The sequence below is a fragment of the Mangrovicella endophytica genome, from assembly GCF_002893625.1.
Taxonomy (GTDB): domain Bacteria; phylum Pseudomonadota; class Alphaproteobacteria; order Rhizobiales; family Rhizobiaceae; genus Mangrovicella; species Mangrovicella endophytica.
In genome coordinates this window covers 108,461-128,437 of the sequence record NZ_PKMZ01000009.1, presented here as the reverse complement: position 1 = coordinate 128,437, position 19,977 = coordinate 108,461, and the positions used below count along the sequence as shown (strand labels likewise).

At 66.3% G+C, this 19,977-nt stretch carries 18 protein-coding genes; 10 read left to right on the top strand and 8 right to left on the bottom strand.

The annotated features are described in order from the left end of the window. Window positions 1–10: 10 nt before the first annotated feature. Complete coding sequence (locus C0R46_RS16870) at window positions 11–460, top strand: hypothetical protein (protein WP_102960828.1); 450 nt, start codon at window positions 11–13, stop codon at window positions 458–460. 342 nt (window positions 461–802) lie between these two features. Here C0R46_RS16870 and C0R46_RS16865 read toward each other — a convergent pair whose 3' ends face one another. The 4 genes from C0R46_RS16865 to C0R46_RS16850 all read right to left on the bottom strand — a co-directional run bounded on the left by C0R46_RS16865 (window position 803) and on the right by C0R46_RS16850 (window position 4,314). Further along, complete coding sequence (locus C0R46_RS16865; RefSeq protein WP_102960827.1) at window positions 803–1,579, bottom strand: amino acid ABC transporter ATP-binding protein; 777 nt, start codon at window positions 1,577–1,579, stop codon at window positions 803–805. Beyond that, window positions 1,576–2,439 (bottom strand): amino acid ABC transporter permease, encoded by an 864-nt coding sequence (locus C0R46_RS16860; RefSeq protein WP_102960826.1) that lies wholly within the window; start codon window positions 2,437–2,439, stop codon window positions 1,576–1,578. The genes C0R46_RS16865 and C0R46_RS16860 overlap by 4 nt, the downstream gene beginning before the upstream one ends. Window positions 2,440–2,450: 11 nt before the next feature. Continuing rightward, window positions 2,451–3,284 carry an ABC transporter substrate-binding protein gene (locus tag C0R46_RS16855; RefSeq protein ID WP_157944676.1) on the bottom strand — a complete coding sequence of 278 codons (834 nt, stop codon included), beginning with the start codon at window positions 3,282–3,284 and terminating at the stop codon, window positions 2,451–2,453. A 112-nt stretch (window positions 3,285–3,396) separates the two neighbouring features. Further along, entirely contained in the window at window positions 3,397–4,314 is a 918-nt protein-coding gene (locus C0R46_RS16850) for a polysaccharide deacetylase family protein (RefSeq protein WP_102960824.1), read from the bottom strand. A gap of 121 nt (window positions 4,315–4,435) precedes the next feature. Here C0R46_RS16850 and C0R46_RS16845 point away from each other — a divergent pair, with 121 nt between their 5' ends. The 6 genes from C0R46_RS16845 to C0R46_RS16820 all read left to right on the top strand — a co-directional run bounded on the left by C0R46_RS16845 (window position 4,436) and on the right by C0R46_RS16820 (window position 11,025). After that, complete coding sequence (locus tag C0R46_RS16845) at window positions 4,436–5,152, top strand: TetR/AcrR family transcriptional regulator (protein ID WP_245413638.1); 717 nt, start codon at window positions 4,436–4,438, stop codon at window positions 5,150–5,152. A gap of 106 nt (window positions 5,153–5,258) precedes the next feature. Continuing rightward, window positions 5,259–6,263 (top strand): dimethylarginine dimethylaminohydrolase family protein, encoded by a 1,005-nt coding sequence (locus tag C0R46_RS16840; RefSeq protein ID WP_102960822.1) that lies wholly within the window; start codon window positions 5,259–5,261, stop codon window positions 6,261–6,263. A gap of 5 nt (window positions 6,264–6,268) precedes the next feature. Next, complete coding sequence (locus tag C0R46_RS16835) at window positions 6,269–7,858, top strand: zinc-binding metallopeptidase family protein (RefSeq protein ID WP_102960821.1); 1,590 nt, start codon at window positions 6,269–6,271, stop codon at window positions 7,856–7,858. Continuing rightward, window positions 7,855–8,610, top strand: coding sequence for a nitroreductase (locus tag C0R46_RS16830; RefSeq protein WP_198598386.1), 756 nt, complete (start codon window positions 7,855–7,857; stop codon window positions 8,608–8,610). Before C0R46_RS16835 ends, C0R46_RS16830 begins: the two co-directional genes overlap by 4 nt. Then, window positions 8,607–9,377, top strand: coding sequence for a class II aldolase/adducin family protein (locus C0R46_RS16825; RefSeq protein ID WP_102960819.1), 771 nt, complete (start codon window positions 8,607–8,609; stop codon window positions 9,375–9,377). The genes C0R46_RS16830 and C0R46_RS16825 overlap by 4 nt, the downstream gene beginning before the upstream one ends. A 49-nt stretch (window positions 9,378–9,426) precedes the next feature. Beyond that, complete coding sequence (locus C0R46_RS16820; RefSeq protein WP_198598385.1) at window positions 9,427–11,025, top strand: thiamine pyrophosphate-dependent enzyme; 1,599 nt, start codon at window positions 9,427–9,429, stop codon at window positions 11,023–11,025. Between the two features lie 26 nt (window positions 11,026–11,051). Here C0R46_RS16820 and C0R46_RS16815 read toward each other — a convergent pair whose 3' ends face one another. After that, window positions 11,052–12,506, bottom strand: a complete 1,455-nt coding sequence (locus C0R46_RS16815; RefSeq protein WP_102960817.1) for an EamA family transporter — start codon at window positions 12,504–12,506, stop codon at window positions 11,052–11,054. Between the two features lie 315 nt (window positions 12,507–12,821). Between C0R46_RS16815 and C0R46_RS16810 the strand changes: the two genes are divergently transcribed. Beyond that, on the top strand, window positions 12,822–13,502 hold the full coding sequence (locus tag C0R46_RS16810) for a cysteine hydrolase family protein (RefSeq protein WP_102960816.1): 681 nt from the start codon (window positions 12,822–12,824) through the stop codon (window positions 13,500–13,502). Here C0R46_RS16810 and C0R46_RS16805 read toward each other — a convergent pair. From C0R46_RS16805 to C0R46_RS16795, 3 genes are all read right to left on the bottom strand, one after another. Next, window positions 13,499–14,674 carry an aminotransferase gene (locus C0R46_RS16805; protein WP_102960815.1) on the bottom strand — a complete coding sequence of 392 codons (1,176 nt, stop codon included), beginning with the start codon at window positions 14,672–14,674 and terminating at the stop codon, window positions 13,499–13,501. The genes C0R46_RS16810 and C0R46_RS16805 overlap by 4 nt on opposite strands. Before the next feature lie 534 nt (window positions 14,675–15,208). Then, window positions 15,209–16,453 carry an amidohydrolase family protein gene (locus C0R46_RS16800; RefSeq protein WP_102960814.1) on the bottom strand — a complete coding sequence of 415 codons (1,245 nt, stop codon included), beginning with the start codon at window positions 16,451–16,453 and terminating at the stop codon, window positions 15,209–15,211. Continuing rightward, window positions 16,450–17,988 (bottom strand): gamma-glutamyltransferase family protein, encoded by a 1,539-nt coding sequence (locus C0R46_RS16795; RefSeq protein WP_102960813.1) that lies wholly within the window; start codon window positions 17,986–17,988, stop codon window positions 16,450–16,452. The genes C0R46_RS16800 and C0R46_RS16795 overlap by 4 nt, the downstream gene beginning before the upstream one ends. Before the next feature lie 259 nt (window positions 17,989–18,247). Here C0R46_RS16795 and C0R46_RS16790 point away from each other — a divergent pair, with 259 nt between their 5' ends. Next, complete coding sequence (locus C0R46_RS16790) at window positions 18,248–19,000, top strand: GntR family transcriptional regulator (RefSeq protein WP_102960812.1); 753 nt, start codon at window positions 18,248–18,250, stop codon at window positions 18,998–19,000. Between the two features lie 139 nt (window positions 19,001–19,139). Further along, window positions 19,140–19,925 carry a transporter substrate-binding domain-containing protein gene (locus tag C0R46_RS16785; protein WP_102960811.1) on the top strand — a complete coding sequence of 262 codons (786 nt, stop codon included), beginning with the start codon at window positions 19,140–19,142 and terminating at the stop codon, window positions 19,923–19,925. Window positions 19,926–19,977: the final 52 nt, after the last annotated feature.

The following is a 19,977-nucleotide window of genomic DNA, read 5'->3' as shown; positions in this document are numbered from 1 at the left end:
GGTGACAGGCATGGACGACCAGCAGCAGGTGATCGAGTTCGTCGCGGCGAACCGCTTTCCGTTCCCGGGGCAGACGGACTGGCCGAAGGGTTACTCGACACTCTGCAACGGACAAGAACGACGCGCCTCGATCGCACTGCCGTCCGGCGGCGAGCACTGGCCGGACATCGTCATTCTCGACGAAAACGGCGTGCCCTGCCGCCTTGGCGAGGTGGACGACGTCGTCGATACAACCGCCATCGAACGCTGGAAGCTTTGCTCGAACGCGGCCGACACGATCAACGAGACGGGAGTCCGCAATCTCTTCGTCTATGTCCCGATGGGCAAGGGAGCGGAAGCGCTCGCGGCACTCGACGCTCATGCGATCTCATTCGCCGGAGTGCGGGAATATGAGATCGAGGGCCCTTCCGTTCGCGTCACTCCCTATGTGACGCGCGGCGACCGGTACGATCACCAATAGCCGCCGCCGCCGCAACGCGGCCTCGCGGGCGCTGCGGTCAGACGTGCGACTTCGCTTTCATTACTTTGCCTTCGTTCGCCGCTGATCAGAGCGCCCGCTGCTCTCGCCCGTTGGCGGGAGAGCCGCCTATCGTCTGACGCGGGTAAACCATGACAGTGCCGTTGCGAGGCCACGGCGCAGCAACCTGACGAGATCGCCGAGATCGGCTTCCGGCGGCCGCAACCGCAAGGCTCGCCGCTGCTCGCATTCGGCCCGGGCAAGTCCGGAGAAGCCGTAGAGATCCATCGCTCCAGTCTCCGTTTGGGCTAGGTTCAGCGGGCGTTCGACCGCTGGCCCGCGGGTTCACCGGCCTTCGGCCAGAACGGTCCGCAGGAAATCGCGCGTGCGCGGCTCCTTGGGTGCCCGCATCAGTTCGCTCGGCGTTCCAGTTTCGACGACGCGGCCATGGTCCATGAAGATGACGCGGTCGCTGACATCGCGGGCAAAGCCCAGTTCATGGGTCACGACCACCATCGTCATGCCGGATCGCGCCAGATCGCGCATCACGCTCAGCACCTCGCCTACGAGTTCGGCGTCCAGCGCCGAGGTCGGCTCGTCGAACAGCATGAGCTTGGGATTCATCGCCAGCGCCCGTGCGATGGCGACCCGCTGCTGCTGCCCGCCCGACAGCTGCGCAGGATAGCTGCCCGCCTTGCCGGCGAGCCCGACGCGTTCGAGAAGAGCCGTGGCGGCCTCTCGAGCTTCGGCCTTCCCCGCCTTCAGAACCCGCACCGGTCCTTCGGTGATGTTCTCGAGCGCAGTCATGTGCGGAAAGAGGTTGAAGCGCTGGAATACCATGCCGGTCAGCCGGCGCTGGCGGGCGATCTCGCTCTCGCTCAAGGGATGCAGCGCGTCGCCAACCCGCCGGTAGCCGGTCAGTTCGCCGTTCAGCCAGAGCGCGCCGGAATCGATGCGCTCGAGCTGGTTGATGCAGCGCAGGAATGTCGTCTTGCCGGACCCGGATGGTCCGATGATGCAGACCACTTCGCCCGCGTCGACGTCGATCGTCACGTCGTCGAGCGCCTTCAGCTGGCCGAAATGCTTGCCGACTTTCACCGCCGATACGAGCGCGCCGCTCATCGCTGCACCACGGAGTTGAAGCCGCGGCCGAAGCGGCGCTCGAGCGCGGCTTGCGCCACCGACAGAAGCGAGACGAGGACGAGATACCAGAAGGCCGCCACCATCAGGAGTTCGATGACCCGCGCATTCACGTAGTAGATGTCCTGCACGTTGCGGAGCACGTCGCTGAAGCCGATCACGCTGGCAAGCGAGGTGAATTTGATCAGGGCGATGAACTCGTTGCCGAGCGGCGGCACCACGACACGCATCGCCTGCGGAAGAATGATGCGGCGCAGGGACATGAGGTGCGACATGCCGATCGCCTTCGACGCTTCGCGCTGACCGCGATCCACCGAGAGCATCCCGGCGCGCACGATTTCGGACGTGTAGGCGCCCTGGTTCAGTCCGAGGCCGAGCAGCGTCGCGACCACCGGCGTGATCAGATCGACGGTGCGCCCGGTCCAGATCCCGGGAATGCCGAGCCGCGGGAATACGAGCGCGAGGTTGAACCAGATGAGCAGTTGAAGGATCACCGGCGTACCGCGGAAGAACCATGCGTAGCCGATGGCGGCGTAGCGCAGGACCGGGTTCGGCGACGCGTGCGCCACGGCACACAGGACGCCGATGACGAGACCGATGGCCATGCAGGCGACCGAGATCCAGATCGTGTTCAGGAGCCCCTGGAGGACCGTCGGCCAGAAGAGGTACTCGCCTGTCGTGGACCAGTCGATGCGGCCGGTGGCGAAGGCATTTACCAGCAGGCCGGCGAGGAGGAGAATGATCGCTACGGCCGCCCAGCGACCGTAGCGGCGAGGACGGACATGGCGCAGGCGCGCGATGTCCACTTCCTCGCGCGAGAGCGGCAGTTCCCGCGCGTCCATCGATGTCGCGCTCAGGGCTGCGGCCCCGCGTCGAAGGAAACCTCCTTGTAGGCGCTGAGATCGAGTTTCCATTTCTTGATCAGCTCGTCATAGGTGCCATCGGCGATGACCGCCTTCAGGGCGCCGGCGACGGCATCGCGTAGCTCCGTGCTTTCGGCGCGGAAGGCGATTCCCATGAGAGCCGAGGAGAAGGGCTCGCCGAGCGGCCGGAAGACGCCGGGTTCGATCTGGATGATGGCGGGCACGGCCTCGAGGCCCTGCACGGCCGCTGCGGCGCGCTCGGTCTTCAGATTGGTGAGCTGCTGGCCGGTATCGGTATCGACGATGACGGTGATCGGCTCCTTGCCGGCGCCGACGCAATTCGTGTCCGACCAAGCCTTGATCGTGTCCGGATAAGAGGAGCCGCGCTGCGTCGTGACCGTCTTGCCGCAGAGATCGGCCGGCTCCTTGATGTCGGTCGCGCTGGTCAGCGCGTAGAACTGGGCGCCGGCCTTCAGGTAGTCGATGAAGGTGAACATCGGCCGACGCTTCGGCGTGTCGTAGAAGCCGCTCATGATCATGTCGACGCGGCCGGACTGAAGCGCGGGCGTCATGACCTCGAAGGCGCCGTCCTGATGTTCGACCTTGACGCCGAGCTTGGCACCGATCGCCTTGGCGAGATCGACGTCGAAACCTTCGAACTCGTTGGTCTGCGGGTTGCGCATCTCCAGCGGCGGGTAGCCGGTATTGAGCGCAATGCGGATGACCTTGCTTTCCGCGATATCCGCGGGAAGCGTCTGCGCCGACGCGGCTGCAGCGATGCAGCAGCCCATTCCGACGAGCATGCCCAAACATTTACCACGCATGTTCCGCATTCCCCTCAACGTTGGTTACACGATCCCGGAAAGGCCGCGACCTGCAGCGCGCTGTGCAGATCCCCGGGCTTTCCAATGCAAGAAGCAGGCCAGCCATCGTCGTTTACCGGCTCGGTCGCACGAGCTGCGGGACGGGCTCAGGCCAGAAGGGCAGCCGTTCCACCGGCGGCGTCCAGGCTCCGCTTGCGGCGAGGCCGTCGACATGCGCCGCAATTTCGCTCAGCGTCGCGAACCAGACGCCTCCCTTGGCCTGCATGTATTCGATGAGTTCCACCATCGCGGCGGCCCGCGCGAGACGGCCGGACACGAACGGATGCCAGATCGCCGCCCAGACGCCGCCATGCTCCCAGGCGGCATCGAAGTCGGCGCGGAACACCTCCATCGCTCGTGCCGGCGACTGGATGGGCATCGACCAGCCGAACTCCTTCATGTTGACGTATTGCGGCCAGTCGTCGAGCGAATGGTCGGAGGGCAGCTCCACAAGCCGGGCGCCATTTGCGCCCTCCACGAGATACGGGACGTCGTCGCCGCCGAGCGAGGCGTCGTAGCGAAAGCCGTTGGCGAGGAGGAGATCGAGCGTATGTTCGGAAAACGCGCCCGACGGGCAGCGGTAGCCTGTCGGCGGCTTGCCGGTCGCGGCACGGATCGCCTCGATGCCGCGCAGGAGGACCGCCTCCTCGTCGTCGCGCGACAGCTGGTTCGGTCGCTCGTGCAGCCAGCCGTGATGGCCGATCTCGTGACCGCCCTCCAGAAGCGCCTCAACGGCGGCCGGATAGGTCTCGATACACCAGCCCGGCACGAACATCGTCTGCCGGATACCGTAATGCTTCCAGATCGCGGCGATGCGGGGCACGGCGACGCGGGCCCCGTAGCGCAGGGTCGAGGACAGGCTGATGCGCCGCGCCGAATCTTCGGGGTAGTAGAGGTGGAGCAGGCTTTCGGCGTCGAAGTCGAAGGAAAAGCAGACGGCGCATCGGGCGCCGTTCGGCCAAGGCGGCGGGTTGGAAACGAGCTTGAGCATCGCGCCTCCGGCAATTCGTGAAGCGGCTGGCGCAACAACCTTTTGGTTGGCTCGCGCTTCGCCTTGCTTTCGATGATCTTCCGGATCAAAAACGATGACGTCAACTCCAAAATTGGAGTCGATGACAAAAAATATTGCATGGCGTGAAAAGCGGCAGGAGGAGGCGAAAATGGTGGCATTGCGCAGGCCGGCGAAACCGGGTGGCTTACGGGAGAGGCAGAAGAAGCTGCGGGCAACGCAGGTCCTTGATGCCGCGAGCGCGCTGTTTGCGCATCAGGGCTACGAGGCGACTGGCATCGAAGAGATCGCCGAGCGAGCCGCCGTCGCGCCCGCAACGATCTACAACTACTTCACCACCAAGCCCAACCTGCTGATGGCTTTGGCGTTGCGGCACGTCCATGCGGCAATGCCCGAGCGACGGAACTTCTTCCGCAACCTGCCCGACGACGTCTTCGACGGCATCCTTGCTTTCGAACGGCTGCTGGCGGAACAGGCATTGCGGCATCTGTCACGGGAATGCTGGCGGGTGATCCTTTCGGCGCAGTTCACCGACCCCGGCGGTCGGGCAGCACGCGCCGGAGCCCGCCTGAACAATGTCATCAAGCGCCAGTATGTCGGAATGCTGCGGTTCTATCAGGCGCGGGGCAAGCTGGATGAAGCGGTGGATCCAGTCGCGCTGTCCGATCTGATCGTGGGCATCACCACCAATGATTTCGGGCGCTTCGTCGCCGGTTCCGGCGGCACCATCGAAGATCTGCTGGCAATGGGCCTCCCTCATATCCGCTTGATCCTCACCGGGCTCGTGCCGGTTGCGGTGGCGCCGGCGCATAAAAAATAGAGCAGACTCCAATTTTGTTGTTGTCTCTGCCGCTTTGTCGCGTCTAGGCTTCCCTTCGGCGGCTTCGAAAGGTCGTCGCTGGATTTCTGGAATGGGGCCTTGCGACATGGGTGCGATCACCGAGAGCGAGTGGCGGTACAACCAGCTCATCAAGCTCTTTCCCTCCGAAGCGGAGCCCTCGTTCGAGGACGAGGAGCAGCAAACGCGCTGGTGGGGACGCCAGTGGGGCTGCACCAATGATGTCGGGCGCCTGCGCGTCGTGCTGATGCATCGTCCCGGTTCCGAAGTCGAAGTCGTGGATACGTCGAGGCGGCTCGACAACAACGCGTTCGGCGACGTGCAGCGCGGCTGGTACTGGCGGGGCACCGAAGGCCCGGACCTCGCCGGCATGCAGAAGCAGCACGACGCCTATGTGGCGGCGCTCCGGGCTGAAGGTGTCGAGGTCGTCTATATCGACGCGGTGGCCCCGGGCCGGATGAAGTCCTGCTACACGCGCGACAGCGTGGTTGGTGTGGGCGGCGGCGCCATCGTGATGCGGCTTGGTCCGCGCATCCGCCGCGGCGAGGAACTGCCGGCGACGCGAACGCTCGCCCGCATCGGCTGCCCGATCCTGCGCACCATTTCGGGCACGGGCATCGCGGAAGGCGGGAGCTTCGCCTGGATCAACCGCCGCACCGCCGTGATGGGCCTCTCCTCCCGCGTCAACGAGGAGGGCGCCCGGCAGGTGGAGGAGGTGCTTCGCTCGCAGGGCGTCGAACTCCTGAAGGTCCATCTCACCGGCTACCGCCTCCATATCGACGGTCTATTCGTGATGATCGCGCCAGACCTCGCGCTCGCCAATTTCACGCTCCTGCCGTTCTGGTTCATCGAGCGGCTGCGGGAACTCGGCATCTCGCTGATCGAGCTTCACCACGAGGACGATGGAGCGATCATCAATTCGCTGGCGGTGGCGCCGGGCCGGGTCATGATGCCGGAAGGCATTTCGGAGCACACGTCCGATCAGCTGCGTCTTGCCGGCGTCGAGGTGATCACCGTGCCCTATGACAAGGTGATCTCCGGCGGCGGGGGCCTCCACTGTTCGACCGCGCCGCTCGTGCGCGATGAGGTTTGACGGCGATGACGGGGGCGAGCGATTGGCATCCGGCGCAAGCGGCGGCGCTCGCCTGGCTTGAAGTCAACCAGGCAGCGCTATCCGCCGATCACATGACGATCTGGAACCTGCACGAGCCGTCCTGGCGGGAATACAAGTCCTCCGCCTGGTACATGGATCGGCTCGAGCGCGAAGGTTTTGCGGTCGAGCGCGGCACGGCGGGCATGCCGACCGCCTTTCGCGCCCGCTGGTCGAACGGTCCGGGTCCGGTGATCGCCGGCTATGCCGAATACGATGCGGTCCCGGGCCAGAGCCAGGCGCCGGTGCCCTACCGCCAGCCGCGCGAGGGGGTCAGCCCGCGGGCCGCCGGCCATACTGATCCGCATTCGGCGCTCGGCCTCGGCCAGCTCGCCGGCTTCCTCGCCGCCAAGCACGCGATGGAGACACAGGGCGTCACCGGCACGCTCGTCTTCTTCGGTGAGCCGGCGGAGAAGATGTGCGGGGCCAAGCCCGTCCACGCCGCGCACGGCTTCTATGAAGGGCTGGACGCGGCGATCAGCTTCCATCCGCACTCGTTCCCGGCACTGACCAATGGCTGTTTCTGGGACACGACCAGCGCCCCCTATTGGAGCCGGATCTACACCTTCTCCTGCGACAATCCGGAGACCTGGCAGAACGAGGCGGCCGGCGGCACCGTCACCCACGTCCACGCCATGGCGCGGGCGCCCGGCGCCATCGATGCCGTGTGCCTCATGTACACGAACTCGAAGATGATGAAGGAGTCGATGCTCCCGCATAGCGGCAGCTGGACCCTCAACGAGTTCATCCTGACCGCCGGCCAGGCGGCCGCCGACAACATCGCCCCGGGTTACGGGCAGATCCAGTATTCGATGCGCGCACCGACACTGGAAATGTGCCAGGCCGCCTTCACCGTGCTCGACCGCAATGCCGACCACGTGGCTGCGATGACCGCCTGCACGGTGGAGAAGGCCTGGATCACCAAGACCCGGGCAGGCCTGCCTAACCACGCGATGGCGGAGATCACCTTCCGCAACTTCGAGAAGCTCGGTGCCCCGGTCTGGCCGGAGGAGGCGAAGAGTTTTGCCCGCGAGATCCAGTCCTCGCTCGGTCTCGAGCCCATGGACGAGCCCTTCTTCGACGGCCTGACCCGGCTGACTCCGCCCTGGGAGGCGGAACAGGCGTTCCGCGCGCAGCTCCCGGCCTGGCAGCTCAACTATGCCGCCGACGACTATGTCGACTACACCTGGCACGCGCCGACGGTCCGGCTCTATGTCGGTCGTCCGACGCTCGCCTCGCCGAAGTCCGGCTACCGCTATCCCGAATGGACGCGGCATGCGATGAACGGCGTGCCCGCCTGCATCGACCCGATGTGGACGAAGGCCGGCGAGGTCATCGCCACGACGGTGCTAGACCTCCTCACCGATCCGGACGGTCTCGCCCGCGCCAAGGCCGAGTTCGAGGAGCGCACCGGTGGCGGCGTCGGCGGCTCGCGCTGGGTCGCCCCGCTGCTGCCGCCCGACTTCGAAGCGCCGATTGGATATCGCTGGCCGGAATATGTCACCACCCCGCGCGGCGAGGAATGGTCGGTCGCGTGAGCGCCGGTCCGTCGGAGACGCGTGGAAAGACCGTCTCGGAGGCCGTCGCGGCGTGGCGCTCGGTCCGCGCCTTCGATGACAGAGCGGTCGATGCCGCGGCGATCCGCGACATCCTCCGCCGGGCCGCCCGCGCGCCCTCCGGCGGCAATCTCCAGCCCTGGGTGGTGGAGACGGTCGAGGGTGAGCGCCTCGCCGCGCTGAAGGCGCTGATGCGGCGGCTGTCGGTGGAACGCCCGGAAGGCGAGGCGATGGCCTACGACTTCTATCCGCGCGAGCTGAAGCCCGCCTATCTCCAACGGCGTCGACGGAACGGCGAGATCCTCTACGATGCCCTCGGCATCGATCGGGAGGACAAGGCGGCACGCACCGCCTGGATCAACGAGAACTTTCAGTTCTTCGGCGCGCCCTATGGCGTCCTCCTCTTCATCGAGCGCTCCTTCGGACCGTCGCAATGGCTGGACCTCGGCATCTATCTCCAGACCGTGCTGCTGCTCCTGACGGAGGCGGGCTACGGCGCCTGCCCGCAGGCGGACTGGGCAATGTTCGACCGGAGCGTCTCGGGCTTCCTCGGCATGCCGCCCGACCTCACCCTCGTCTGCGGCGTCGCCATCGGCTTCACCGATACGACCCGTCCCGAGAACCGCATCCGCACCGAGCGCGACGATCCGCTGGCGCGGCCGGACGGAGATTCCGCAGAGCCTTCATCGGCCGCCCGCCCGCCGCGCGGCCTCTTACCCGGAGCGATATCATGAGCGCGATCGCGATCCCCACACCGCCCGCCGCGGCCCACGTCCCGACCGAACGGGAACTGCGCGAGGACCTCGCCGCGGCCTACCGGCTGATCGCCCTCTTCGGCATGACGGATCTCGTCTTCACGCACCTCTCGGTGCGGCTGCCGGGCGACGGCAACCGCTTCCTGGTCAATCCTTACGGCCTCCTGTTCGAGGAGATCACCGCCAGCTCTCTGGTCGAGGTCGACGCGGAAGGAGCACCTGCCCAGGAGACGAGCTGGCCGGTCAACCCCGCAGGCTTCGTGATCCATTCCGCCGTCCATCGCGAGCGGCATGACGCCGCCTGCGTGATGCACACCCATACGCTCGCCGGCATGGCTGTCGCCGCGCAGGCGGGCGGTCTCCTGCCGCTCAATCAGATCAGCATCGAGTTTCACGGTGAGGTCGGCATCCACGAATACGAAGGCATCGCGGCCGACGACAACCTGACCGAACGCGAGCGCCTCGTCCGCGATCTCGGGACCGGGCACTGCCTGATCCTGCGCAATCACGGTCTTCTGACGGTGGGGCGCACCGTCGCGGAGGCGTTCTACTGGATGTACTACCTGGAACAGTCCTGCCGTATCCAGATCGCGGCGCAGTCCACGGGTGCGGCTCTGTCCATGCCACCCGAGGCGGTGGTGAGCCGGACGGCCAAGCAGTTCGGCGGGGAGTCCAACAAGGGCTGGCTGCCGTGGCAGGCCTTGAAGCGAAAGCTCGATCGTGAGCAGCCGGATTATCGAAGCTAGTCGGCCCTCGAAGTTATCGCTGATGTCAGAACAGTCTCAGACAAAACGCATGACTGGCGGCGAAGCGGTCGCGGCCGGCCTTCTCGCCAACGGCATCGACACGCTCTTTGCTCTGCCGGGCGTTCAACTCGATCATCTGTTCAACGCTCTGCATGGCACGCAGGATCGCCTGCGCGTCATCAATGCGCGGCACGAGCAGGGGGTCGCCTACATGGCACTCGGCGCCGCGCAGGCCACGGGCAGGCCCGCAGCCTATGCCTGCGTGCCCGGCCCAGGCTTCCTCAACACGGCCGCCGCCCTGTCCACCGCCTATGCCGTCCATGCGCCGGTGCTGGCCCTCGTCGGCCAGCTCGCGACATCGCATATCGGAGCGGGCGGCGGCGAACTGCACGAACTGCCGGATCAGAGCGCCATCGTACGCGGGCTGACGCGCTGGAGCGGGATCGCATACGCGCCGGCCGAGGTGCCGCCGTTGATCGAAGGCGCCTTCCGAGCGCTGCGCTCGGGATCGGCGCCCGCCGCCCTCGAACTGCCGGCTGACGTTCTCGCCGGCGCGGCGATCGTCCTCGAGCCCCATGCGGCTGCTCCCGCCAGCCCGCCGACGATCGATACAGATGCCACCCGCGCCGCCGCCGAACTCCTGGCGACGGCGAAAGCGCCGCTGATCGTCGTCGGCATCGGTGCTGCCGAGGCAGGGCACGAGCTCCGCGCGGTCGCCGAGCGGCTGCAGGCGCCGGTGCTCAGTCACCTGCAGGGACGCGGCATTCTCGCCTCCGATCATCCGCTGTCGATCGGCATGGCCGAGGGGGCGCGACTCTGGGCCCACTCCGACGTCATCCTGGCTGTCGGCACCCGGTTCCATATGCCGCGGACGGTCTGGCGTCTGCGCCCCGGACAGCGCGTCGTGCGGATCGATCTCGATCCGGCGCAGTTCGGCCGCGGAGAGCCGGCCGATGTGGCCATTCACGCCGATGCGAAGGACGCCCTCGGTGCGCTCGGCCCTGAGCTGGAACGATGGGGTGCCAGCCCGAAGTCGCGCCACGCCGAACTTGCTGACTTGAAGCGTGCCGTCGCGGCGGAGTTCTCGCAGCGGCTGGCGCCTCAGATGGACTTCGTGCGGGCTTTGCCGGACGAGGCGATCGTCGTCGCCGACTACACCCAGGTCGGCTATGTCGCCACGGCGGCGTTTCCGGTTCGGCGCGGGCGTCAGCTGATCACGCCCGGCTATCAGGGCACGCTCGGCTTCGGCTATGCGACCGCGCTTGGCGCGAAAGTGGCCTGTCCCGAAACCCCGGTGATTGCGCTCTGCGGCGATGGCGGCTTCCTGTTCACCGGCAACGAGCTCGCGACCGCTGCCCGGCACGGGATAGCCGTCATCGCGGTGGTCTTCGTCGACGGGGCCTACGGCAATGTCCGCCGCATGCAGGAGGAGATCCACGGGGGGAAGATCATCGCCTCCGACCTGTGCAACCCGGACTTCGTGCGTCTGGCGGAAAGCTTCGGCGTCGAGGCACGCCGGGCCACGGGACCCGGCGAGTTCAAGGTCGCGATCGACTGGGCGCTGCAGCGTCGGGGCCCGACGCTGATCGAGGTCCCGGTGGGCCGGATGCCCGACCCCTGGGACCTCCTGGAACCTGACGCGTCGTAGGGCTCTGCCTTGAGACCGCGGCGGCGTCAGGCCGTCTGAGGATCGGTAACCTGATGATCGTACGCGTCGCCCGGTGTGGCGAAGGGCACGATCCCGACACGGCCGTCGGCCGCCATCGTGAAGCCGCGCACACCCGCATAGCTGATGCCGTTGTCGTCAAGCAGCTGCTGTGCCGCCGCCTCCATCCCCGCGGGCACATAGAGAAAGAAATGACGAACCTTCGCAGAGGTGTCGTCGTCCGCAACCAGCGACGCGGCTTGAAGATAGGGCAGCTTGTCCGCATCCAGGCTCATCTCGACTTCGCCGATCTCGCGGATCCGCCCGGTTCCATCGAGAATCACGATGTCCGGGTAATAGGCCGCGCCGTCCACGTCGATCGAACGCCGGCGCTCCGGCACGTTGGTCAGCGTGACATAGTCGGAAGGCCAGTGGGCCTGACCCGGAAAGGGGAAGCGGGTCTTGGCGATGACGTTGACGACGAGATCGTGCGAAGACAAAGGCATGAGGCTCTCCTTCTGTTTGGGTAGGGGAATGGCAGTCGGCGGCCGGTGAGCCGCCTCCACGCCGGGCTCTGGCACCGCGACGACGGTGACATCCTCGACCGGCCGGGACGTTCCGATCGCCACGGCGGCGATGCCGGAGACGAGGACGAGGGCGGCACCGAGCGAGACTGCCAGGCTCGGCCGCTCCCCGAACATCACGTAGCCGAGCGCAAAGGCGGTCAGGATCGCGCTGTATTCGAGGGTCGCGAGCACCGAGGCGGGAAGGCGACGGGCCGCCGCATAGAGGGCCAGTTGCCCGACACCTCCGACGAGCCCGACTGCCGCCGCGAAAGCGATCTGCCGGCCATCGGCCCCGATGGGCTGGAACAGAACGAGGGGCGCCGTCGCCACCACGAAGGTGCCGTTGGCGAAGAGGACCTGAATGAGGCTGCCTTCCTGCTGCGACACCGCGCGCAGCATCAAGAGCGCGGCGGCCCAGCAGCCGGTGGATAGAAACGCCATCAGAACGGCGTCCGAGACCTCGAAGCTGGCGAGATCGCTGGCGAGCCACACGCCGGTGAATCCGATGGCCACGGCCGCCCATTGCGACGGCGTCACGCGTTCTTTCAGGATCGGCCCCGCCGCGAGCGTGACCAGGATCGGCGAGGCGAAATAGATCGTCGTTGCCTGCGCGAGCGGCAAATGGCGGATCGCCTCGCAGAATGTCAGCCAGCCCGCGAGCATCACCAAGCTGCGCAGGATCATCGCGCCCTTCAGCCGCGTGCGCATGGCGCGTTCGAGAAGCGGTTGCCGGCCGAGCGCGAGCGCCAGGACGAAGCCGGCCAAGCTGCGGACGAGCAGAAGCTGCGGGATCGGCAGAACGGCAAGCACCTGCTTCGACAGGGCGTCCTGCAGCGGCAGCAGGAGGTTGGCGGCGCCCATCAGGAGAACGCCTGTCCAGAACCAACCCGATGCTGCGCTCCGTCTGGAATCGGTCATCCGCGCGCTGGGGCCGAGCTGATCATGTCTGCGACGCAGGACAGCACGGTCGGCGCCCCGGGACCGGCGACCTTTCCCGTCGTGATCGACCAATCAGCGAGAGCGACACTCATCAACTTCAGTCTTTTGTGGAGCTGGAGTTATATCTATAGTCAACTCCAAAATAAGCGCAACCGGCGGTCTTGTGTGGTCTCGCCGTCGCCAAGGTCGCCGATCGTGAGGGATGGTCTGCTCATCGGGGGCAGCCCCACTCCTCGCGAAGCGGGAAGCCTGACGAACCTGTTGTCCTGCCAATCGACGAAGGATGGAGCCGCGGTGATCAAGGCAGAACCATTCGACTACCCGTATGACGGCCGCCTCGATCCGGCCGCCGCAGCGCTTGTCGTGATCGACATGCAGAAGGATTTCCTGTCGCCGGACGGCTATTTCGCGTCCATGGGATATGATCCTGCGCCGCTGCGGATCGTTCTTCCGGTGATCGGGCGGCTGATCGCGGCGTGCCGGGCGGCTGGCATTTTGATCATCCACACGCGGCAGGGCTATCGCAGCGACATGGCCGACATGACGCCCTATGAGAAATGGCGGCGCAACCGCGCGGGTCTTGGAGAAACGGGCGCCCTTTTGCGCGGCAGCCCGGGTTTCGAGATCGTGCCGGAGATCGACGTGCGGCCCGAGGACGTTGTCGTCGACAAGACCTGCAATAGTGCCTTCACCTACACGGATTTCGAGCATGTCCTGCGAGCACAGGGGATCGAGTTCCTGATGTTCGCGGGGTGCACGACCGACGTCTGCGTCCACTCGACGCTGCGGGAAGCATGCGATCGCAACTTCCAATGCCTGACAGTGGCTGATGCCTGCGCCAGCGGCGATGCCTACGCGCATGCCGCCGCGCTTCACATGGTCACCGTCGAGAACGGCATCTTCGGTGCGATCGCATCATCCGATGCGGTGATCGAAGGCTTGGCGCCGCTCAGCGGCGCAACTCGCAGACGCTAGGCAAAACCCTGGAGCCGGGCGGGAAGTTCGGCGATCCGCTCGGCACCGACATTGGCGAAGGCGAAGCGGAGATGACCATCGGGCGCGTCTGACGGCGTGAAGTAGTCGCCCGGCAGCACGAGAACGCCTCGTTCTCGCGCCAGTCGTGCGGCGAGGCTTCGCATCGGCTCGTCCGACGGCGGCCGCACATAGGCGAAGTAGGCGCCGATGGCCGAGACCTGCCAGCCTGGAATCGCGGCGATCGCTTGCCGGAAGACCGCTGCGCGCTCGTTGATCCGCCGCCGCGTTGCCGCGCGCCAGTCGGCGATTCCATCAATAGCCCATGCAATCGCCCCCTGCGCCGCGCGCGGCGGGCAGATCTGCTGGCAGTCCATGACCTTGGCCACCTCCTCGATGAAGGTGGGCGCAGCAACGAGCGCCCCGAGCCGGTGCCCGGGCACGGCATAGCTTTTCGAGAAGGAATGCAGATGCAGCACCCGGTCCCGCCAGCTGGGCTCACGCAGCAGCGAGTGCGGCTTCGCCATCCCCTCGGGCAGGAAGTCACGATACGTCTCGTCGAGAACGAGCGTTAGGCCCGTCTCCCGGCAAAGATCGTGGAAGGCGTGGATCGTCGCATCCGGATAGGTCGCGCCGGTCGGATTATTGGGTGTCACGAGCACGATCGCGCGCGTCTGCGACCCGATGAGACGCCGAGCGTCCTCGACGTCCGGCACGAAACCTGCCTCGGCCCGGCACGGCAGCGCGCAGGCTTGGATGCCGAGCATGTCGAGCGTCATCTTGTGATTGAAGTACCAGGGCGTCGGCAGCATCACCGCATCGCCCGGCGCCGCCAGCGCCATCATGGCAACGAAGAAGGCCTGGTTGCAGCCGGCGGTAATGGCGACGTCGGCCATTGTGACGTCCGAGCCGTAGACGGCGCAGATGTCCGCGGCGAGCGCCGTACGCAGCACTGCGTCACCCTCGATCGGTCCATAGGTGGTGGTTTCGGCGCGGCCGGCCTCAGCGCCGATCCGATCGAGCAGCGCCTGCGGCGGCGGGTCGCCCGGCACCGCCTGCGCAAGGTTCAGAAGCGAGCCCCGCAATCCGTCGTAGCTGTCCGCCCAAGCCCGCGATTCGGGGATAGGCGGTGCGCTGGTGCGGGCAAGAAAGGGGTTGATCCGAACCTGCACCATCGATGGAGCCTTCCGCCTGTAACGGTTCAGCCCAGTTCGCAGCTGCACCAATCCGATCTTTCACGAAACCATTTACGGCGTGAAGGGCAAAAGATCGCGTCCGCCTCCAGCGAAGGCTGGCAAAATCATCCCATTCTCGACGAGGACAGGGGCTGACGGCCCCGGAGCCAGCGGCTCCGGCAGAGCGATCCAGATCGGGTTACTGGGATGTCTGAACTAGCTCCGACAGAGAGGCAATCGGCGTCCAAAAAGATTAGCAGATCAATGCGGCTACAAGCCATCGGCGCTCATCGTCCGCGGTCCTACACTGCAGCAGATGGTAAATGGCGCGGCGGTCAGAATAGCACGTGCGTCCTTGAATTCGAGGTCAGAGAAACGAGGCGTCCGTCCGAATATTAGCACTTAAAGCGCCAAGCTTCGGCAGCTCACCGCGCGTCTTGTTGTTCACCCCCCGAACAACTCCAACCCCAATCAGCTCCCGCCGTCGCGTGACCGAGCGGTCTGCGTCGAAGGTCTGCGTTAAGCTCAGGATTTTCAATCCGGGTGAGGGGCGGGCCGGAGGATTCGACCGGCCGGTCTTTCCATGACCTGCCTGCCGCGCTTCCATGCGGCAAGCGGCTGGGCGATCTCGCGCACGGCGGCGGCGGGAGTGGCGGCGTCGAGCAGTACCAGGTCAGCCGGCGAACCGACGGCAAGACCCGGATCGCACCCCATCAGATTCGCAGCGTCCGTCGAGACCATCGCGAAAACGGCCTCCATCTCGTCGTCGCGCGCGAGCTGAGCGACATTCGCATAGAGATTGGCCATCCGAAGCAGCGAAGCGTCGCCGAAGGGCGTGAAGGGGTTGAGGACGTTGTTCGTGGCGATCGTCGCGCAGACACCCAGCTGCTTCAGGCGATGGACAGGCGCCACCCCGCGCGGCACGAGGCGCTTGCGGTCGCGGCCGGTCAGGAAGAGATCCGTCGCCGGCAGCACCGTCACCGCAATGCCAGCATTGGCGAGCTGGTGCCCGACCATATCCACTGCCGCCGGTTCCATGGCGGAAAGCTTGGTCGCATGGCCGATGGAGACTTTCCCGCCGAAGCCGCGGCGCTGGGTCTCAGCGACGATGAATGGCAGGGCCGACCCGTTCGGATCGAGATCGAAGTCGGCGTGGAAGTCGACGCCTGTACCGAAGCGCTCGGCGAGGTCGAAGATCCGTGCCACGTGTTCCGCCGGCCGCGGATCGGTATACGGACAGCCGCCGACGAGATCGGCGCCGCTCGCCAGAGCTTTGGCCAGCATGATTTCGGTCTCCGGCTCCTGCGTCAGCCCCTCCTGCGCGAAGGCGCAGATCTCGATGTCGATCGCAAAGGCATAGTCCGCCTTCAACTGCCGGATCGCGACGAGCGACCGGAGGCCGGCGCGCGGATCGACCTCGACAAACGTGCGCAGCGCCGTCGTGCCGTTGAGGATCGCCCGCTCCACCACGCGGGCAGCGCGCCTGTAGACGTCGTCCTCGGTGAAAGCGCCCTTGGCCTGTGCGGTCTGGCGGACGGCCTCTTGGAGCGTGCCTTCGCAAATGGTGCAGCGGTCGAGAATACAGGCTTTGTCGAGATGGATGTGGCAGTCGACGAAGCCTGAGAAGACGAAGCGGCCCGCCGCATCCCGCGCTGGTGCATCAACGCCAAGGTTCGGCTCCAGCGCCACGACGCGGCCTTCGGCAACGCCGATGTCGACAGGGCATCCGCGCCCTGCGACACGCGCGTTGCGCAGCACGAAATCCACCGCGGGGCTCAAGTCCGATCTCCCAGCCCGAGCGCGCAGCCGTCGCTGCGCGGATCGTGCGCGCCGGTGACGCCTCCCTCGGCGTCGATCGCAATCACGCCCGCCTGTCCCGCCAGCGGGCTGAGTGCGGGTATGGCGGAAACCTCGTGCCCGCGGCGAGCGAGTTCGGCAAAGGTGGCCTCGCCGGCGGAGGCTTCGAGCTTCAGCGTGTCGCGCGCGTCGGAAAAGGTGCGCCCGAGCAGGAAGCGCGGCGCGGCGAGCGCGTCGGCAGGCGAAAGGCCGAGATCGATCAGCCGGGCGAGCAGAAGGGCCAGCGTCTGCGGCTGGCCGTCTGCCCCTTGCGTGCCGTAGACGAGGGCGGGCATGCCGCCACGCAGCGCAATGCCGGGATTGAGGGTGTAGAAGGGCCGTTTGCCCGGCTGCAGCCTGTTCGGCCCGTCGACGCTGCGGTCGAACGCGGCGCCGCGGTTCTGCCAGAGAATACCGGTGTCGCCCGCGACGACACCGCTGCCCCAGTCGTAATAAAGGCTCTGCAGCAGCGCGACTGAGCGTCCCTCGCGATCCACCACTCCGATGAAGGCGGTGTCGCCCGTCCGCATCACGTGCGGCCAGGGCAGCGCCGCGCCTGGATCGATCGCGGCCGCCTTCGCGGCGAGGTGGTCGGCGTCCAGCATCCAATCCAGTGGGACGGCGGCGAAATCCGGATCGGCGATGAGGTGGCGATCGAGAAAGGCCTGCTTCACCGCCTCGACACAGAGGTGCAGGACGTCCGCGCCGCGGCCGTCGAGCCCCGTCAGATGCAGGTGTTCGAGAATGCCCATGATGGCGAGGGTCGTCGCCCCCTGCGTCGGCGGCGGCGGCGCGAGAAGCGTCATTCCGCGATAAGGCATGCGGATCGGCGCAGCCTCGCGCGTTTGCGTCGCCGCGAGATCGGTGAGCGTCAGCGTCGAGCCGGCATCCGCCAGTCCCCGCGCAATGCGGGCGGCGAGTTCGCCTTCGTAGAACGTGCGCGCTCCGCCCTCCGCGATGGCGCGCAGGCTCTCGGCCAGCCGCGGCTGGCGGAACTGCTCTCCGCCGCCTGCGAAGTGCGCCTGAAAACCTGGCCAGCTCTCGTGATCGGCGCTGCGGAAGCCGAGCCAGAACCGCTGCGAGGGCGACGCCGGGAAGCCTGCGCCGGCGAGTTCGATGGCATCTTCGAGGAGGATCCCCAGGTCTTCGCACCCGCCCCAGAGGCGGCGTGAGTGCTTCAAGGCCGCATCCCAGGAAGCGACCAGGCCGGCGCTCGTCAACGCCGACAGTGGGCCTCGAACCGGAATGGGATCGTCACCCGGAAGCCTTGCGGCGGCTTGCCCGATGCCGAGGAGGCAGGTCGAACGCCCGGCCCGGTCCGCCAGCATCCAGACTCCGTCGCCGCCGAGGCCGCAGAAATGCGGATAGACCACCGACAGCGCCGCGCTGGCCGCGACGGCTGCCTCGATCGCATTGCCGCCGCGCATCAGGATGCGCAGCCCGGCTTCGCTTGCCAGCCGGTGCGGGCTCGTCACCATGGCTGTGGCCGGCCGTGACTTCGACGTTCCGGCTGAACCAGGATGAATTTGGAAGGCGCTCATGCACGGCCGCAAGCAAATCCCGTGCCGCCTTCGCCCTGCGCCGGACGTAACCCTGAGCTTCGCGGCAGCGCTCCTAGCATGCAATCACCTAGCTCAACTGCATGCAATTTGGCTCTCGACAGGCTTTGAAGCCGCCGTCGCGAAGCTGCTATATTCCGGCAGACACTGACATTTGTTTCGAGGGCAGCCATTGAGCATGGAGGCATCCAACCGTGCGGCAGTCATTTGCCGTGCCATCCGCCGGGCGATCCTCGAACAGGCTCTCGCACCGGGCGATAAGCTGCCGGAAGACACGTTGGGGGAACGGTTCGGCGTCAGTCGTACGATCGCCCGGCATGCGCTTGGGCAACTCGCGTCGGAAGGGCTTGTCGAGCTTCGCCGCAACCGGATCGCAGTGGTTGCAACACCGTCCTTCGACGAGGCGCGCGACGAGTTCGACATCCGCCGCGAGCTGGAGCGCCTCGTGGTGCGGGCGCTTTGCGGCAGGCTGACGGTCGCGCAGCTCCAGGAGCTAAGGGCGCATCTCGCAGACGAGGAGAAGGCGCATGGTGGGCCGGCAGCGAACTCCATCCGGCTTGCGACCGAGTTTCATGTGAAGCTGGCGGAGATGACGGGCAAGCCGACGCTGACCCGCTATGTCCGCGAAATCGCCTATCGCTCCAGCCTGTCGCTCGCCACCTTCGGCCGGCCGCATTCCTCCGAATGCGCCATCTCCGAGCACCGCTCGGTCATCGAGGCACTGGCAGCGGGAGATGGAGATGCGGCGGCGTCCCTGATGGCTCACCATCTCGACCAGGTCGCGGATCGCGCCTTCCTGAAGGTCGCCCCTGCGCGGGGCGATCTGATGGAGGTGCTGGCGCCCTATGCCGAGGTGGACCATGCCGCCTCCGGTCATCAGCCGCCGAAGCCCCGGCTGCGCTCCAAGGCGAATGCCCAGTCAAGCGGATAAATCTTTCCGCTTGCGCAGCACGCAATTCTCCGTGCAGTCTGCTCATGAAAGTGCATGCAGAATTACTGCCAAATTGTTGAGCATCGGCGCACATGAATTAAGCGGATGCTCTCTCACCGTCGCTGGAAAAGGAGTTGCCATGATCCGCAGGACATTTGCCGCCATTGCGCTGGCCGCCGTCGCTATCGCCAGCCCCGCCAGCGCCAAGACGCTGACTGTTGGAGCCAACATCGGGAACGTTCCCTGGGAGTTCCAGAACGAGGCGGGCGAGACCGTCGGCTTCGAGGTCGAGCTCGTCCAGGAAGTCGCCAAGCGCATGGGCTATGACGACGTCAGCTTCGAGAACATCCCCTTCAACGGCCTGTTCTCGGCCGTTCAGTCCGGCCGCATCGACGCGGCGGTGTCCTCGATCACCATCACCAAGAAGCGGCTGGAGTCGGTGTCCTTCGCGCAGCCCTACTATGACAGCGACCAATCGCTGTCGGTGCTGAAATCCTCCGGCATCGATGGGCTGAAGGGCCTCGGCGGCAAGACGGTCGGCGTCGACACCGGGTCCACCGGCGACATGTGGGCCACCGAGCACCAGAAGGAGTACGGCATCGGCGAAATCCGCCGCTTCGAAGGCTTGGCGCCGGCCATGCTCGATCTCGGCAATGGCGGCATCGACGGCTACATCTCCGACATCCCGGCCGTCGCCTACTACATCAAGGACAAGCCGCAATTCGCCGTGGTGGAGCGCATCAAGACCGGCGAGCAGTATTCGGTCATGTTCGCCAAGGATTCGCCGCTGGCGACCGAGACGACGAAGGCGATCTCCACGCTGAAGAAGGAAGGCTTCGTCCAGCAGCTTCACGAGAAGTGGTTCGGCACCAAGCCCGATGCCTCGACCTCGACGGCGACCGAAGCCGAGATGCCGAAGCTCTGAGCCTCACCGCACTGCCGCCGGCGTACAGCCGGCGGCGCTCAAAGCTGAAGGA